Origin of the sequence: Bacillus sp. BS1807G30 (genome assembly GCF_040047675.1) — a bacterium.
GTDB lineage: Bacteria > Bacillota > Bacilli > Bacillales > Bacillaceae > Bacillus > Bacillus altitudinis.
On the sequence record NZ_CP157353.1, the window covers coordinates 294839 to 310529 of the forward strand.

Below are 15691 nucleotides of genomic sequence, written 5' to 3' on the forward strand. Positions count from 1 at the left end.
GCGACATTTTTATGTCAGACAGGCGGTATTTTTTCTATCATAGACGTAGATAGTCGAAAGGGGCGAACCAAATGATTACTCTCAGCGATTGCAGCTGCTGGTTTACAGATAAGAAAAAAGTCGTAAAGGCGATGAAACATATGACGTTCTCCGTGAAGGAAGGAGAAGTCGTCGGCATCTTAGGAGAAAATGGTGCGGGGAAAACCACATTATTACGCGCCGTTGCGACATTATTGGAGCCTACTCATGGAACAGTCAATGTTGCAGGCTTTGATACAGTCAAAGAAGCAACTGAAGTGAAGAAGCGGATTGGGGTCTTATTTGGCGGCGAGACGGGACTTTATGACCGTTTGACGGCTCGTGAAAACCTTGAATACTTTGGGAAATTATATGGCTTAGATCAGCATGAAATCAAAGCAAGAATTGAGGATTTAGCAAAGCGCTTCGGGATGAGGCAGTACATGGATCGCAAGGTAAAAGGATTTTCAAGAGGGATGAAACAAAAGGTGGCGATTGCCAGAACATTGATTCATGACCCTGACATTATTTTGTTTGACGAACCGACAACAGGTTTAGATATCACATCGAGTAATATTTTCAGAGAGTTTATTCATCAGTTGAAACAGCAAAATAAAACGATTCTATTTTCAAGCCACATCATGGAAGAAGTCAGCCTGCTTTGTGACAGTGTCATGATGATCCATCAAGGGGAGCTCGTGTACAAAGGAACGCTTCCAGAATTATATGCACAGGAACAAAGTGAAGACTTGAATTACATCTTTATGTCGAAGCTCGCAAGGGGGAATGCATAATGTGGAAAACCGTCTTTTTAAAAGAAATGACAGATTCGCTCAGAGATAGAAAAACGCTGCTCTTAACAGTGTTGATCCCTCTTTTGACGATGCTAGGACTCGTGTTTTTCTACGAAAGCATGATCGCTGATCCAGGCGATAAAACATATACAGTCGCAATCAATGAAAAGCTTCCGTCCGATATGAATGACATGATCAAAGAAGTGAAAAACCTGAAACTTGAAACATTTGATGACCCGCAGCAAGCCGTTAAAGACGGTGAGGCAAATGCTTATCTAGAAATGCCAAAAGATGCAGGCGATATGCTTCAGCATCAAACATCGTTTGCCATTAAAGTCCATGGGTATCCAACAGATGATGATTCAGTGATTGCGGTTCAAATGCTGCAATCATTGCTTGAACAATATCAAAATCAAGTCGTAGAAAAGCGTTTAGCACAGGATCAGATCAAATCGTCAGTGATTCATCCGTTTGAGGTGCAATCGGTTGATGTGCAAGAAGGAGAGGACGGGGATGGAGAAAACGGGGTGACCACCATGCTGCTGTCGATTCTCCTTCCAATGATTTTAGTGACGTCCGTGATCTCAGGTGCTTTGCCAGCTGCGCTTGATATCGTAGCAGGTGAAAAGGATAGAAAGTCAATTGAAGCTTTATTCCTGACACCGGCCAGCAGACTTCAGCTTTTAATTGGAAAATGGCTAGCTGTTTCTATGTTTGGTATATTAAGTGGCATTGTGGCGATTGGCATGCTGCTGCTCTCTACATTGCTCTTTACAGAAAAGCTGAAACAAGCGCTGAACTTCGGAGATCAAGTGTGGAGCATCATCGGCGTTATGTTAGCGGCATTAATTATTTTCTCATTCATGGTATCAATGATTGAACTGCTGCTCAGTGTCGTTTCAAGCTCAGTGAAAGAAGCACAATCGTACATGTCCATGATCATTACACTAGGTGTGATTCCGATGTTTTTCACCATGAGAGCAGGCGCTACGCAGCTAGATACGTATTACTTTGCTATCCCATTCCTTAATATTCATGCACTATGTAAGCAATTGATGTTTGGCATCGTTGACCCAATGTCAATTGCCCTGACGCTCGGCTCCTCGGCGCTGACAGTGATGATCTTGTTTGTCATCGTGAGAAGTTTGTTTATGAAAGAGAAATGGATGCTGGCGAAATAGAAAGATCATTTCATTGATAAAGATGAAGAACTTGTAGATTTTTTCTACAAGTTTTTTGTTTTGTATGTTTAAATGAGTGATAAAAATTGGGTCACAATGTGAAGGAGGTTATAGAATAAAAATGCTCAGTCGTGTAAAATTTTACTTGATTTTACTTAAAAGGGGTTTTGTATATGAGTTATCAAGTAGAAGACGATGATGTTTTGGGATTATGTAATATATATGCTCAGCAAACACATCATTTTGAAGCTTTCATTTTAGGGAATAAAAAAGGACTGATAGAATTGAGAAATGCAATTGATAGAGCTTTAGAAACAGGTAGTTCTGTTGCACATGTATTCCCATCTGATTTTGAAGGCTATGAAACTTATATTGCTTTAGTAAACGATGAGCAAAGGTTCGAGAAATTAATCACTCCTTATGTAGAGGAATACATGCAAGAAGACGATGCTATTGATCCAATTGACATCATAAGAGAATATGATGCTGAAAAAGGGAATTCCTCTTCATAATATGCTTCCTTTTGTCAGTATAAGCCTTCCCGATAAGGAGATGCGAGAATTGCCAACAGTCTTCAGTTATGGAATCGCCTGCTTCATCGCTTTTCTATTAATCACTTTCGTTCTTACCCATAAAAAACTAGAAAAGAAACTTGATCTGACGATTTTGATCATAGTAGCCATCATATTATTGATGGTGAACGTCTTGTGGATATGGGTCACGCTTTTCTTCTTTACTTGTATATATGTTGGAACCAAATATAGACATCAATCGAAAAAAGACTAAAAAAACCCCCGGGAAACGGGGGTTTTTCTTTAGTTCTTGATGAACTTTTCAACCAATGAGCTTGTTTTGTAGTCGTTCAAATCAAGTTTCCATTGGTCGATATCGTTTTTCTTCATGTTCACTTCTACTGTTTCTTCAGAAGATGATGGTCCTAATTTTTTAAATTCATCTGGATAGATAGAAAGTAGATATTTCTGTGCATCATCATAAGATGCTGTACGGTTTTTGCTGTAGAATTCAGTTGCTTTTTCTTTTAAACGATCGACAAGCGGGCTTGCATCAATTGGTGTAAGTGTCACAGTCACGACAGCTTTATCACCGCTGATTGATTTTGTTTTCGTTGATACTTTTGATTTTTCAGCTAATGTTTCTTTTACAGCTTTTAGAAGCTTATCAAGGTTTTCGTCTTTTGCTGAGCTAGATGAAATACCAGAAGAAGAAATGTAGCCTTGTTTGAATGATTTATCAAATTCGTTTACGACAGTTGATTTGTTATCACCTGTTAGTTTTTCGAAATCGTCATTTTTCTTACCAAAAATCATGACATCAATATAAGAAGAAAGGGCTTTTGCAGACGCTTGAAGTGTATCTGCCTTTTTCATCAAGTCTTTTCCTTTAATATCGAATTCTAGTGTTTTGTCATCTTTTTTCGATCCAGAACCAGGCTCTGTGTAAACCAATTGATAGTCTTTTTCTTTATCAACCACAAAGAAAAGACCGCCTTTTGATACTTTACCCGCATTTAGAGAGCTTGAAGATAATACTTCGTTGTAGTCATCAGGAGAGATGGTAGACACCTGAGCGTCATCTTGGTAAAGCGTAAAGTTGCTTTTATCCACATTCAATGGTTCTTTGCTGATGTTTTTTACAGATACATTCACTTTTAGGACATATTGATCATCCTGAACAGATGTATCGTATTGAGGTGGTAAAGTGTACTCAGCACTTTCTACTTTTACTTCAGCTGCATCAAGAGATTTTTTTGTATCGCTTTCTTTCGCAGCAGTTTTGTCTTTTCCACCACTACAAGCAGCAGCGACAACAGTTACACACAAAATCAGAAGAAACAGGGATAATTTCTTTTTAAACATGAGATGTTTTCCTCCTCGGGTTTTATGGTGAATTTCATTGGAAATCTTTAGTTCATATCATTCTTTTTGCACAAAAAGAAAAATACTGTATGTTTTTTACTGTAGAATGAAGCGAAAGTACTGTCAATACCTCAGTGCGTTCGAAAGGTTCATCCACTTCAAGTAGTAAAAATGACACTAAGTTGAGAGGAGAAATGTGTATTTTATTGTTTGAAATCTCCTGTAAAAACTCAACATTTTATATTTTAAGGTTTTGAGTCGGATTATTGAATAGGTTCAAATGACTGTTTTTGAAGAAGATGTAGCAAATAGAAGGATTTTTATGACTTGTAAATGAGTCGTTAGTAATGAATATTTTTTCCTGTGATGTGTATGATCACTAGGTTTGTGTGTTGTTGACATAGAGACACTTGTCCAGCGAAATGTTGAGGTATTTAGACAGGCTCTCGACACGGAATGTGTCTTTTCCCTTCAAAATGGCAGTCATCTACACAGAAACCCTACATAAAATAAAAGAGAAATGAATGGGAGGTGGATGTATGGCAGTGGTAAGAGCGACAAGCTCTGATATTGATTTAATGGCCAGACTGCTGAGAGCCGAAGCGGAAGGTGAAGGGAAACAAGGGATGCTGCTTGTAGGAAATGTAGGCATCAATCGTTTGCGTGCCAACTGTTCTGACTTTAAAGGGCTGCGTACGATTCCACAAATGATTTATCAGGAGCATGCGTTTGAGGCAGTCACACATGGCTATTTTTATCAGCGAGCACGAGAAAGTGAAAAGACACTTGCACGGAGGAACATTAATGGTGAACGATTTTGGCCTGCGAAATTCAGTCTTTGGTATTTCAAACCGCCTGGAAATTGTCCATCCACTTGGTACAATCAGCCGTTTGTGGCAAGGTATAAGTCACATTGCTTTTACCAGCCCACAGCTGAAACTTGCGAGAATGTTTATAACACCTTTTAGCTTGATGAACAGCACAATCCTTTGTATTCAAGAGGATTGTGTTTTTCTTTTTTTCAAAATGGGTAACCATTGTGTATCAACAAGATGAAGCACGTGATTGGAGGAAATGAAGATGTATCAAGACTTAAAAGGGAAAACAGCCATTGTGACAGGTTCTTCTAAAGGCATAGGACAAGCCATCGCCTTGAGATTTGGACAAGAACAAATGAACGTGGTTGTGAATTATAAAGGCGATGAAGAGGGTGCTGAAGAAACGGTACAAGCCATTCAGCAGCATGGAGGTAGGGCGGTGAAAGTACACGCAGATGTCTCCAAAGAGGAAGGAATTCAGGCGTTAATGGATGCCGCGCTGGAGAATTTTAACGCACTAGATGTGTTCGTCAATAATTCAGGATTTAATGGTGAAGAAGCAATGCCGCATGAAATGACGTTGGAACAATGGCAAAAGGTCATTGATGTGAATATCACAGGCTCATTTTTAGGAGCAAAGGCAGCGATCGCCTATATGATGGAGCATGATGTGAAAGGATCAATCTTGAATATATCCAGTGTCCATCAAGAGATCCCGCGTCCGTTCAATGTTCATTACTCTACTTCTAAAGGAGGAATGAATATGATGACGAAGACGCTGGCTCTTGATTATGCCGAAGCGGGTATTCGGGTCAATGCGATTGCACCAGGTACAATGGCAACGGAATCAAATGACGACCTTCAAGATGAACAGAAAAAACAAAAGCAGCTTGAGAAAATTCCAATGAGAACGTTTGGCGATCCAAAGGAGATTGGGTCCGCCGCTGCATTTCTCGTATCGAAAGAAGCTGCCTATATTACAGGTACTACATTATTCGTTGATGGAGGAATGACGCTTTATCCTTCTCAATTAAATGATGAATAATAGAAAAACATCCGCCCCATTAGCCGGCGGATGTTTTTTCTTTGTAGCGGTGTGCTGACTTTGCTGGTTTGCCGAGCAGCATAGGATACTTGCTCAAGAAAGAGATACATGGCACCATGAGCAGCAATGTACCGATCGTATAAAAGAGCGTCCAAGAAAGCTGCGCTGTATCAGAGATATTGATGCCTAGCCCATAATAAACAAATGCCTTCATGATATCGATACCGGCAAATTGCAGGACGAGAATCACAATGGAATGACGTCCGAGATACGTCAATATCGTGGACGTTTTCAATTTGAAGCTTAAATAAATGACAGCAGATGAACCGAGCAGTGCACAAGCATAAAAAATGAATAGATCCCCATAGTCATTCACCCGCATATCAATTCGTGAATTAAAGCTTTGCATATATGCAGTCAGTACAAGCAGACCTGTACATAACAGAAGGGTAGGATCTGTTTTTAATTCCACAAACCATTGTTTTGCTAAAAATCCAATTGAATAAAACACAACAGCCGTTAACGCAACGTTGGCGTTCCAAGGGAGACTCTGGTTTAACAATAGCGTGGAAGCATATCCGGCTCCGCCGCAAAGGACGGTCAGTAACATCAATACAGCTGGTTTTCCTTTTGTCAGACGATGCATCAAGAAAAACAACATTTCCACTAAAAAGAGCGTCGTTAAAAACCAGATGGCTGGGTTATGTGTCAGTCTTGCTTCATCGGCATTTGAAATGAAAATTCCCGTAAATGGAACGAAGGGATCAATATCTGTTTGCCCTTTAAAGGCGAAAAATCGGGTCACCGTGAACCAGAAAACGTACGTAATAATGGAGAAATAGAGATAAGGTAAGAGCAAGCTTTTCGCTTTTTTCTGTATAAATGACATAGCAGGTTGTGAGGATGATCGAAACATCATACCTGATAGTAAAAAGAAGAGTGGCATATGAAAAGAATATATAAATTGCTTGAATGAATCAGGAATGGGTACATGTGCCATAACGACGAGCAGAATGCCGATTCCTTTAGCCGCATCCACCCAGTCGAGTCGCTTTTTCATGGCCAGTCATCTCCTTCCTTCTCAGCATTGTAAACCATTACTTCATATGTACCTCTACTATATAAAAGGTACACCTACAATGCATTTACAGTTCGCTAACGATTAGAAGACACATTTGCGATCAGATGACAGAAGGAAGCTTTTTGACATCTCGATGTTACATTTCCCATTTTTTATGACAATGTAAAAAAGAAGCCAACGAAAGATTGGCTTCAAAATAGTTCTGCGATTCGTTCAAAGGAACGCTGCTTTTCCATTGGATCAAATGAATTGTTTAATATCATGATCTCGCCTGTTTGATAGCGGTCCATTAAGATTTGCAGCTGTTCTTTCACTGTTTGCTTTGAGCCAACAATCATTCGCTGGCGGTTTTGTAACACTTTTTTCTTTTCTTGCTCAGTGTAATGATAGTTCTCTGCTTCTTCTATAGAAGGAACGCGACTGTCCAGCCCTTTTTCAACCCGAAGCAGCCATAAATCTGTACTGGTGGCAATGCGGCTTGCTTCCTCGTCTGTGTCTGCGCAGATCACAAAGGCAGCAAACATAGACTGAGGCTGACGTGAGAAAACGGATGGAGAAAAGTGTGACCGATACGCTTCAAAAGCTTGCCTGCCTCGTGCAGGATGAATAAAATGTCCGAAAATATAGTTGATTCCAAGTGATGCTGCCTGGATGGCACTGTTTTCCCCGAGTCCAAGCAGCCAGACTGGCGGATAAGAATCAATGAGCGGAGCCGCTTTCACTCCTGCATGCCGATGACCAGAAGGCAGGCTGTCAGATAAGTAAAAAAGAAGGTCCTCCAGCTGGCGGTCAAATTGAGACAGTTCTTTCTTCACGCCGTCTGTCAAAGCGAGTCTCGTCCGTTCAATTCCGCCTGGGGATTTACCAACCCCGATCTCAATCCGCCCAGGGTAAAGGGCTTCAAGCTGGCGGGTGACTTCTGCTACTTTAAAAGGGCTGTACTGCGGGAGTAAAATACCCCCGGAGCCTGTGCGCAAAGTCGATGTATGTGAAGCAATATGTGCCATTAATATTTCAGGCGCTGTACTCGCGAGTCCTCTCGTGCTGTGGTGTTCAGCAAACCAATACCGCTCATACCCTAGTGTTTCCGCAAGCTTGGCCAGCTCTGTCGTATGAACCAATGTTTCTTGTGCGGACTGGCCTTTAGGGATGGCGACTTGATCTAATATATGAAGTGATGGCATCATCAACACCCTTTCATCAATACGTTGAATTCTATTCATAAGTATAAAGAAAGACATGAACGGAAGGAAATGAAAGGGTTTATCACAGCTATGTACATGAATTTTCTATATCAACATATGAAGTGGATGCGAGCCCTGTTTTTAAGCGAGAGGCTGTGTAACGGGAACATTCGACAATGTTTCACATGAAACACTTCTTTTACGACATGAATCATTTTTGCCATGGATCTTTCTTTAAAAAAATATCATCATATTGAAACCTCTTTTATACATAGATCGTATATACTAGTAAATAGAAAAAAGAGTAAGAGGCTCCAATGTCATTTCATGAATTTTGTCGAATTTTCATGTATGATGATTTTAATAGGGTCCATCGCTTAATAAATAGATTTTTATTATGCTGGAGGAGTGATTGATTTGGCGATTACATTAGAAAAAGGTCAACGTATTGATTTAACAAAAGGAAAAGCAGGACTAACCAATATTCTAGTTGGACTTGGCTGGGACCCTGTGTCACAAGGTGGCGGTTTTCTTGGAAAGCTGTTTGGCGGCGGAGGCGGCGCTGATATTGATTGTGACGCTTCAGTGCTGATGCTGAAAAATGATAAGTTTGTTGAAAATAAAGATTTGATTTACTTTGGCAACTTGAAAAGCAAATGCGGCAGTGTTGAGCATACAGGTGACAACCTGACAGGTGAAGGAGACGGAGATGATGAACAAGTCCTCGTCAACTTAAGCAAGGTGCCAGGCAATGTGAATAAATTGGTGTTCGTTGTGAACATTTATGATGCACTTAGAAGAAACCAACACTTTGGTATGATTCAAAATGCTTACATCCGAATTGTTGACCGTTCAAACAATCAAGAATTAGTGAAATATAATTTAAAAGATGAATATGCAGGTAAAACATCATTAATCGTTGGAGAGCTTTATCGCCACGAGAATGAGTGGAAGTTTGCAGCTGTAGGAAATGGTACAAACGATGCGAAGCTTGCCGATATTACGAGAAACTACATTTAATTAGAAGGGAGAGGTTCCTAGTGGGAATTTCTTTAGCAAAAGGTCAAAAAATTGATTTAACAAAAACGAATCCAGGTTTAACAAAAGTAGTCGTAGGTCTTGGCTGGGATGTAAACAAGTATGATGGCGGACATGACTTTGATCTAGACGCAAGCGTATTCCTTTTAGATGCAGCAGGGAAAGCAAACTCTCCATCTGACTTTGTCTTCTACAATCAAACAACTGGCGGTGGCGGAAGTATCGTACATACAGGCGATAACCGTACAGGTGAAGGAGACGGAGATGACGAGCAGGTCAATGTTGATCTTTCAACTGTACCAGCAAGTATTGAGAAAATCTCCTTCGTCATTACAATCCATGATGCAGAAGCACGCAGCCAAAACTTTGGACAGGTGTCTAACGCTTACGTCCGTATTTTAAATGCGGCATCAAATGAAGAGCTCATTCGCTATGATTTGGCAGAAGACTTTTCAATTGAAACAGCGATTATTGTAGGTGAATTATACCGTCATGGCGGAGAGTGGAAATTCTCAGCTGTTGGATCAGGCTATCAAGGCGGACTTGCCCGCATTGCAACAGACTTCGGCTTAGATATCGGGTAACGCACGTTTTCATATTTTCAGAAGATAGGAGAGATACGAATATGGCGATTCAGCTTTCAAAAGGACAACGTGTCGATTTAACGAAAACCAACCCAGGGCTGACAAAAGTGATGATCGGACTTGGCTGGGATACGAATAAATATTCAGGCGGAGCCGAATTTGATTTGGACGCTTCGGCTTTCTTAGTAGATGCAAACAATCGTTGTCAACAAGACACAGACTTTGTGTTCTATAATAATCTGCAGCATCCAAGCGGCAGTGTCACTCATACCGGTGATAACCGTACGGGTGAAGGAGATGGAGATGACGAGCAAATTCTCGTTGATTTCTCGAAAATTCCTGCTAACATTGATCGTATCGGAATTACAGTTACGATTCATGATGCAGAGGCGCGCAGCCAGAATTTTGGACAAGTCTCTAATGCGTTTGTTCGTGTTGTAAATGAAGAGGGCGGGGAAGAATTGATTCGTTTTGATTTAGGGGAGGACTTCTCAATTGAAACAGCTGTCGTCGTATGCGAACTATATAGACACGGCAGCGATTGGAAGTTTAACGCAATCGGAAGCGGATTCTCTGGCGGACTTGCAGCTCTTTGTCAAAATTATGGGTTAGAAGTGTAAAGAGAAGAAACAACTTCATTCAAGAGGCGCTGCCAATGACTCATATGAGGGTATTTTCCAAAGTGAGAAAGAAACAGCGATCAAGAATAACAGCAGGCGAAAGCCTGCTGATGCTTCTACGCTTATAGGAGGAAAACCAGTTGGACATTTTGAAACATATGTTGGACACGTATGCCTCGTTTTTTGATTGGCATATGTGGGCAGAGGTATTAACAGACCCTGTCTCTTGGGGGCTTATTGGGACCCTTGTCGTGCTTGAAGGTTTGTTGTCAGCGGATAACGCACTTGTATTAGCTGTTATGGTGAAACATTTACCTGAAAAACAGCGTAAAAAGGCATTAACCTACGGATTAATTGGCGCTTATTTCTTCCGTTTTCTATTCATTGGCGTAGGGATGCTGCTTATTAAGTTTTGGTGGATTAAGGTTCTAGGCGCTGCATACTTAGCTTGGCTGGTCATTAAGCACTTCTGGTTAGGTGACGGAGATGACGAAGCGAAGGAATTGAAAAAAGAAGGCTGGATGATTCGTGTATTTGGCGTCTTCTGGGCAACTGTTATTTCTGTAGAAATTATGGACCTTGCCTTCTCGGTAGACAGTATTCTTGCTGCATTCGCTGTATCTGAGGAAGTATGGATTCTTCTTTTAGGTGGAATGCTTGGAATTCTCATGATGCGTACAGTGGCACAATTATTCCTTGTACTCATCGACCGTATACCTGAGCTTGAGAATACTGCATTTATTCTCATTGGAATTATTGCCATCAAAATGGGCTTAAGTGCTGCTCATATTGAAATCCCGCATCTCGCATTCTTTGCGATTATTATCCTAGCGTTTATCGGAACGTTTATTGTTCATAAAATCAATAAGAAGAAGCATCAAGGTGTAACAAACGAAGCTGCGGCTTCAAAAGAAGAATAGGACGATCAAAAAGGAATGGAGTTGACTAGCGGCTCCATCCTTTTTTGAATCATCAAGTCATTACAACAGGAGGTGGCACTGCATGCGATATTTTCGTTTTTTATCAGAGACGAGGCAGCACGATATTTTTTTTAAGCGGCCGGCGGCAGTTCATTCATTGACGCCAAGGCATGTACTTGCGCATGCATTAGGTGCTACTTTGTATATGCCTGCGACAAGACAGGATGTAGCAGACATGCTGCTTTCGCAGAAATATGAAGCGCTTTGCTCTGTTGTGTTTTGCTTGGAGGACGCCATTGGTGATCAGGAAGTGGACATGGCTGAACAGAATATAGTGGCACAATTGACCTGCCTTTCTGAGACAATTCATCAATCTCCAGAAATGGCTGAGCATTTGCCGCTTTTATTTATTCGGGTTCGTTCGCCCAAACAGCTGCTCAAAATGGCAGATTTGCTCGGTTCCTCTCTTCATTTACTGACTGGTTTTGTGTTTCCAAAGTGCTCCGTTCACAATGCAAAGGAATATGTAGACAGTTTGAAACGAGCTTCAGCACAAACTCAGAAAACACTATACGGAATGCCCATTTTAGAAACACCAGATTTATTAGAAAAAGAAACGAGATATCAGGTGTTGTCTGAGTTAAAGCAGATCATGCTGAATGATGAGGAATATATTTTGAATATTCGCATTGGGGCAACGGATCTGTGTGGATTGTACGGCATTCGCCGTGATCGCGAGACCACCATTTATGAGATCAGAGTCATTGCTGAGTTGATCACAGATATCATCAATTATTTTGGTCGTTCATTTGTGATATCAGGAGCTGTATGGGAGCATTTTGGACCGGCACGAAAAGAACAAAATCCATTCATCCGTGCAATTTCTAAGAGCGGTGAGTCTTTATCATCTGAGCTCGATCATATGCAAGGTCTGCTCAAAGAGACAAGGCTGGATGTGGTAAACGGTATTCATGGCAAGACAGTCATCCATCCAACGCATCTCAAGCCAGTTCAAAGCATGTACGTTGTCACAAAGGAAGAGTACATGGATGCATTAAGTATTTTAGAGCATGCAGATGGTACAGTCGGCGTGATGAAGAGTACCTTTTCTAATAAAATGAACGAAACGAAGCCGCACTATCGCTGGGCGGAAAACATTTTAATGAAGTCAGACATTTACGGGGTGTTTCATGAAAATAGAAGCTATATCGACATACTCACAGAAGCAGAAGCCGCATACGCTGAACATCTTGGAACATATGGAGGTGGAGCTTAACCTCAAAGAAGGTACGCTTCAGCTTGAAAAAGAACATCTTTTTGACATGGCCGCACGGGTGAACAAAAAGAGAGCCTTTTTATTTGTTAGTAAGGTGCTCGGGAAACATATGCCTGTTCACCCGTTGAAACCACTCCTCGTCTCAGGTCTTTTGGCAATGGCTTATGCAAAAGAACAAACAGGCAAGACGCCCCCGCACCAAGACTGTGTAGTAGATGCTCTAAAAACGGATGATCATGCTAAGTTAATCGAAGCCTATGCAGCGCTCAAACAAGAGAAGCTGCCGGCAAGTAACGAGCCGATAGTAATTGGTTTTGCTGAAACGGCAACAGCGCTTGGTCATGGTGTGTATGACGTCATAGAAGGAGCATCTTATATCCATACAACACGTGAACAGCTGTTGGATCTTGATCCTTCACTCGTATTTGAAGAAGAACATTCTCATGCCACGGATCAGCTTTGCTATGCAGACGACGTCTTACTTCGTACGGATCGTCCAATTGTGCTAGTAGATGATGAGGTCACGACAGGCCGAACAAATATGAATATTATTCGGGATCTGCACGCAAAGCACCCTAGATCCTCTTATACGATTCTATCCATTTTAGATTGGAGAACAGAGGAGCACGAGGAAGCGATGCTCCAGCTTCAAGAGGAGCTAGGGGTAAATATCACATCATTATCTTTATTAAAAGGGCAGATGATGTTTCGGGGGACAACACTGGATGAGCCTACTTATTCATATGAGATTGCTGCGCAAGAGAAAAGACCTGAACTCTCTTTTCATTCTCTTCAATCCTTCTTTAAGCAAGTGCCATATTCACTTTCCCATGCAGTCAATCCGGCGGGGCATTCGCCGTATATACATGAAACAGGTCGTTTCGGTTTAAGCGCAGTGGATACGGTCGCCATTGATCAAGCAGCTGCTAAGGCTGGGCTGAAGCTCCAGCAAGAGCGAAAAGGGAAACAGACCCTTTGCTTAGGGACAGGAGAATTGATGTATGTGCCGATGAGGCTTGCAGCTCATATGGGCGAAGGTGTCCTTTTTCATTCGACGACAAGAAGTCCGATTCATCCGGTTGAAAAGGAAGGGTACGCTGTTCAAAACGGATTCGCATTTTTGAGTCCAGAGGATGCCCGCATTCAGCACTACGTGTACAATATCCCTAAAGATCAGTACGATGATGTCTTTTTGTTTTTTGAGAAAAAGGTGTCTCAAGAAGCTTTGATGCCGCTGATCCACTTATTTGCTGAGCGGCATGTGAAGCATGTGCATATTGTGACTTTATCAGATGAGGTGAAGGTGAATGGCTAACGTGTATACAAAGATGGGAAGCTATCCAGAGCAGGACGTAACCTTCTTACTCAAGGATTTATCATCGATTGAGATGGAGAAAAGTACAGAAGAGCGGGAGCGCTCTATTCAAAGCGGTGCCCATTACTCAGAAATGCTGCCAATTGAATATAAGCCGACGGCATCTTATATGGACTTATTCTATCAATCTCTTGAAGAAAGTAAGCAAAAGGTAGCGGAAGCCGTAGCGGTTGTCGCAGAACAAATTGTGAAAAAGCGAGGCTTTCAAACCGTTCTTTGCAGCTTGGCACGGGCTGGGACACCAATCGGGGTGCTCATTAAACGGTATATCAGAAAGACGTATGGTCTCGATTTGCCGCATTATAGCATCTCTATTATTCGTGACCGCGGAATAGATGAGAATGCGCTGCATTATATACTCAAAGAACATCCAGGTTTTGAGATTGCCTTTATTGACGGTTGGACCGGAAAGGGTGCTATTTCCAAAGAGCTTCAACAAGCGGTGCTTGATTTTGAACAGAAATATGGAATTCGTCTTTCGAGTGAGCTGGCTGTGCTTGCTGATCCTGGTTATTGTACGAGTGTTTACGGAACGAGAGAGGATTTCCTCATTCCAAGTGCCTGCTTGAATTCAACGGTATCTGGCCTAGTTAGTCGAACGGTGCTAAACAACCGCTGGATCCATGCCGATGATTTCCATGGGGCCAAGTATTATGAAGAGCTCATTGATGAGGATGTCTCCAATCTGTACGTTAATACAATTGAAGAAGCATTTTCTGAACTTAATGCAAATGTACAAGAGAAAGCAGAGACCCTGCTCGCACAAGGAACGCCTCCTGACTGGCGGGGGATGACCTCCATTGAAGAAATTGGTCAGGAGTTCCAAATTGACAATACGCATTTGATTAAGCCGGGCGTCGGTGAGACGACCCGTGTGCTGCTCAGAAGAGTTCCTTGGAAAATACTCATTCAGCCAGGATCTCGGGAAAAGCTCAAGCACATTTTACTACTCGCAGAGGACAGAGGCGTGCCCGTGATTGAATATGCCAACATGTCCTACACATGCTGTGGGCTCATCCGCCCGTTGGAGCAATCGTCATGAAGAATATCGCATTTGCCAGTGATTTAGACCGGACACTGATATACTCACATCGAATGCTGGAGCAGTATGCATACAAGGGAGCATACGAATTAATTGAGGTGCTGGATGACCGGCCGCTTTCCTATGTGTCGATTGAAACGAAAGCATCCTTACAGGCAATTCATCAAGCAGGTTGGTTTATCCCAGTGACGACAAGAACGACAGCACAATTTGAACGAATCACTCTCTTTCAGCAAGAGATCAAACCAGAGTATGCCGTCACGACAAACGGGGGCTGTATCCTTCATCACGGCAAGCCGTTTGAGGAGTGGCAGGCGATTGTAGATGAGAGACTGCAAGAGTGTATGCCGGTGAGAGATATGCTGCGGGCGATCTCTGAACTTCCGGTTGCCGCTTGGGTTAAACGTACTCGAACAGCTGAGGGAAGATTTCTTTATTTAATTATGAAAGACGAGTTTCTTTCTCATATTCCGCTTGCTGAATTAAGGCTGTGGGGTGAGGAGAGAGGCTGGCAGGTTTCCCTTCAGGGCCGGAAGCTATATTTTATTCCAAAGCCGCTCAATAAGTGGGCTGCTGTTGCTTTTCTAAAAGAAAGGCTACACCTTGAATATGTATATGGTGCGGGCGACTCCTTGTTAGATGTTGATCTCATACGTCAAGCGGATAAAGGCTTCGCTCCGAGTCATGGGGAAGTCTTAGATGTTGATCTATCGCTTGAACCGACGACAGCCTCTGGCATGGCGGCGGCAGACGAAATCGCCGCTTCTGTCGCAAAGAAGATGAACACGGCAAAAAAGCCTTCGATTCGATAGCAGAAGTAGAAGGCTGAATGATATGA

Annotated in this window: 17 protein-coding genes; 14 read left to right on the forward strand and 3 right to left on the reverse strand. The window is 42.0% G+C overall.

Features of this window, described 5'->3' with window-relative positions; all coding sequences use genetic code 11:
• The first annotated feature begins 71 nt into the window (after positions 1 to 71).
• The 4 genes from ABG082_RS01595 to ABG082_RS01610 all read left to right on the forward strand — a co-directional run bounded on the left by ABG082_RS01595 (position 72) and on the right by ABG082_RS01610 (position 2779).
• Positions 72 to 812, forward strand: a complete 741-nt coding sequence (locus tag ABG082_RS01595; RefSeq protein ID WP_007498365.1) for an ATP-binding cassette domain-containing protein — start codon at positions 72 to 74, stop codon at positions 810 to 812.
• Positions 812 to 1993 carry an ABC transporter permease gene (locus tag ABG082_RS01600; protein ID WP_046526598.1) on the forward strand — a complete coding sequence of 394 codons (1182 nt, stop codon included), beginning with the start codon at positions 812 to 814 and terminating at the stop codon, positions 1991 to 1993. Before ABG082_RS01595 ends, ABG082_RS01600 begins: the two co-directional genes overlap by 1 nt.
• A 173-nt stretch (positions 1994 to 2166) precedes the next feature.
• On the forward strand, positions 2167 to 2505 hold the full coding sequence (locus ABG082_RS01605; protein ID WP_348936450.1) for a hypothetical protein: 339 nt from the start codon (positions 2167 to 2169) through the stop codon (positions 2503 to 2505).
• A 40-nt stretch (positions 2506 to 2545) separates the two neighbouring features.
• The gene (locus ABG082_RS01610) at positions 2546 to 2779 is read left to right on the forward strand and encodes a hypothetical protein (protein ID WP_249670463.1); all 234 of its coding nucleotides are present in this window, start codon (positions 2546 to 2548) and stop codon (positions 2777 to 2779) included.
• Positions 2780 to 2808: 29 nt separating this feature from the next.
• On the opposite strand, the gene ABG082_RS01615 is transcribed toward ABG082_RS01610, so the two are convergent.
• The gene (locus tag ABG082_RS01615) at positions 2809 to 3870 is read right to left on the reverse strand and encodes a DUF4352 domain-containing protein (RefSeq protein WP_007498351.1); all 1062 of its coding nucleotides are present in this window, start codon (positions 3868 to 3870) and stop codon (positions 2809 to 2811) included.
• A 539-nt stretch (positions 3871 to 4409) separates the two neighbouring features.
• Between ABG082_RS01615 and ABG082_RS01620 the strand changes: the two genes are divergently transcribed.
• Both ABG082_RS01620 and ABG082_RS01625 read left to right on the forward strand, forming a co-directional pair.
• Positions 4410 to 4838, forward strand: coding sequence for a cell wall hydrolase (locus tag ABG082_RS01620; RefSeq protein WP_008342138.1), 429 nt, complete (start codon positions 4410 to 4412; stop codon positions 4836 to 4838).
• Between the two features lie 112 nt (positions 4839 to 4950).
• Positions 4951 to 5733, forward strand: coding sequence for a glucose 1-dehydrogenase (locus tag ABG082_RS01625; RefSeq protein ID WP_017366553.1), 783 nt, complete (start codon positions 4951 to 4953; stop codon positions 5731 to 5733).
• A 19-nt stretch (positions 5734 to 5752) separates the two neighbouring features.
• Here the strand turns inward: ABG082_RS01625 and ABG082_RS01630 are convergent, their stop codons facing one another.
• Both ABG082_RS01630 and ABG082_RS01635 read right to left on the reverse strand, forming a co-directional pair.
• Positions 5753 to 6793, reverse strand: a complete 1041-nt coding sequence (locus ABG082_RS01630) for an acyltransferase family protein (protein WP_057078603.1) — start codon at positions 6791 to 6793, stop codon at positions 5753 to 5755.
• Positions 6794 to 7005: 212 nt separating this feature from the next.
• A complete protein-coding gene (locus ABG082_RS01635) occupies positions 7006 to 7998 on the reverse strand; it encodes an LLM class flavin-dependent oxidoreductase (protein ID WP_348936451.1) in 993 nt (330 codons plus the stop codon).
• 417 nt (positions 7999 to 8415) lie between these two features.
• On the opposite strand from ABG082_RS01635, the gene ABG082_RS01640 reads away from it, so the two are divergent.
• The 8 genes from ABG082_RS01640 to ABG082_RS01675 all read left to right on the forward strand — a co-directional run bounded on the left by ABG082_RS01640 (position 8416) and on the right by ABG082_RS01675 (position 15665).
• Positions 8416 to 9018, forward strand: coding sequence for a TerD family protein (locus ABG082_RS01640; protein WP_017358594.1), 603 nt, complete (start codon positions 8416 to 8418; stop codon positions 9016 to 9018).
• A 20-nt stretch (positions 9019 to 9038) separates the two neighbouring features.
• Positions 9039 to 9620, forward strand: a complete 582-nt coding sequence (locus ABG082_RS01645) for a TerD family protein (RefSeq protein WP_008342133.1) — start codon at positions 9039 to 9041, stop codon at positions 9618 to 9620.
• 41 nt (positions 9621 to 9661) lie between these two features.
• Positions 9662 to 10240, forward strand: a complete 579-nt coding sequence (locus tag ABG082_RS01650) for a TerD family protein (protein ID WP_007498343.1) — start codon at positions 9662 to 9664, stop codon at positions 10238 to 10240.
• A gap of 140 nt (positions 10241 to 10380) precedes the next feature.
• Positions 10381 to 11160 (forward strand): TerC family protein, encoded by a 780-nt coding sequence (locus ABG082_RS01655; RefSeq protein ID WP_008342130.1) that lies wholly within the window; start codon positions 10381 to 10383, stop codon positions 11158 to 11160.
• Positions 11161 to 11242: 82 nt separating this feature from the next.
• On the forward strand, positions 11243 to 12436 hold the full coding sequence (locus tag ABG082_RS01660; RefSeq protein WP_008342129.1) for an HpcH/HpaI aldolase/citrate lyase family protein: 1194 nt from the start codon (positions 11243 to 11245) through the stop codon (positions 12434 to 12436).
• Positions 12420 to 13751: a phosphoribosyltransferase family protein gene (locus tag ABG082_RS01665; protein ID WP_348936815.1), complete on the forward strand. Its 1332-nt coding sequence runs from the start codon at positions 12420 to 12422 to the stop codon at positions 13749 to 13751. The genes ABG082_RS01660 and ABG082_RS01665 overlap by 17 nt, the downstream gene beginning before the upstream one ends.
• Positions 13744 to 14853, forward strand: a complete 1110-nt coding sequence (locus ABG082_RS01670; protein ID WP_348936452.1) for a cysteine protease StiP family protein — start codon at positions 13744 to 13746, stop codon at positions 14851 to 14853. The genes ABG082_RS01665 and ABG082_RS01670 overlap by 8 nt, the downstream gene beginning before the upstream one ends.
• On the forward strand, positions 14850 to 15665 hold the full coding sequence (locus tag ABG082_RS01675) for an HAD family hydrolase (RefSeq protein ID WP_348936453.1): 816 nt from the start codon (positions 14850 to 14852) through the stop codon (positions 15663 to 15665). Before ABG082_RS01670 ends, ABG082_RS01675 begins: the two co-directional genes overlap by 4 nt.
• Positions 15666 to 15691: the final 26 nt, after the last annotated feature.

Bases quoted from the DNA above. Each gene is read 5' to 3' on its own strand.
- ABG082_RS01595 (WP_007498365.1), top strand. From the start codon at position 72: ATGATTACTCTCAGCGATTGCAGCTGCTGGTTTACAGATAAGAAAAAA.
- ABG082_RS01600 (WP_046526598.1), top strand. From the start codon at position 812: ATGTGGAAAACCGTCTTTTTAAAAGAAATGACAGATTCGCTCAGAGAT.
- ABG082_RS01605 (WP_348936450.1), top strand. From the start codon at position 2,167: ATGAGTTATCAAGTAGAAGACGATGATGTTTTGGGATTATGTAATATA.
- ABG082_RS01610 (WP_249670463.1), top strand. From the start codon at position 2,546: ATGCGAGAATTGCCAACAGTCTTCAGTTATGGAATCGCCTGCTTCATC.
- ABG082_RS01615 (WP_007498351.1), bottom strand. From the start codon at position 3,870: ATGTTTAAAAAGAAATTATCCCTGTTTCTTCTGATTTTGTGTGTAACT.
- ABG082_RS01620 (WP_008342138.1), top strand. From the start codon at position 4,410: ATGGCAGTGGTAAGAGCGACAAGCTCTGATATTGATTTAATGGCCAGA.
- ABG082_RS01625 (WP_017366553.1), top strand. From the start codon at position 4,951: ATGTATCAAGACTTAAAAGGGAAAACAGCCATTGTGACAGGTTCTTCT.
- ABG082_RS01630 (WP_057078603.1), bottom strand. From the start codon at position 6,793: ATGAAAAAGCGACTCGACTGGGTGGATGCGGCTAAAGGAATCGGCATT.
- ABG082_RS01635 (WP_348936451.1), bottom strand. From the start codon at position 7,998: ATGCCATCACTTCATATATTAGATCAAGTCGCCATCCCTAAAGGCCAG.
- ABG082_RS01650 (WP_007498343.1), top strand. From the start codon at position 9,662: ATGGCGATTCAGCTTTCAAAAGGACAACGTGTCGATTTAACGAAAACC.
- ABG082_RS01660 (WP_008342129.1), top strand. From the start codon at position 11,243: ATGCGATATTTTCGTTTTTTATCAGAGACGAGGCAGCACGATATTTTT.
- ABG082_RS01665 (WP_348936815.1), top strand. From the start codon at position 12,420: ATGGAGGTGGAGCTTAACCTCAAAGAAGGTACGCTTCAGCTTGAAAAA.
- ABG082_RS01670 (WP_348936452.1), top strand. From the start codon at position 13,744: ATGGCTAACGTGTATACAAAGATGGGAAGCTATCCAGAGCAGGACGTA.
- ABG082_RS01675 (WP_348936453.1), top strand. From the start codon at position 14,850: ATGAAGAATATCGCATTTGCCAGTGATTTAGACCGGACACTGATATAC.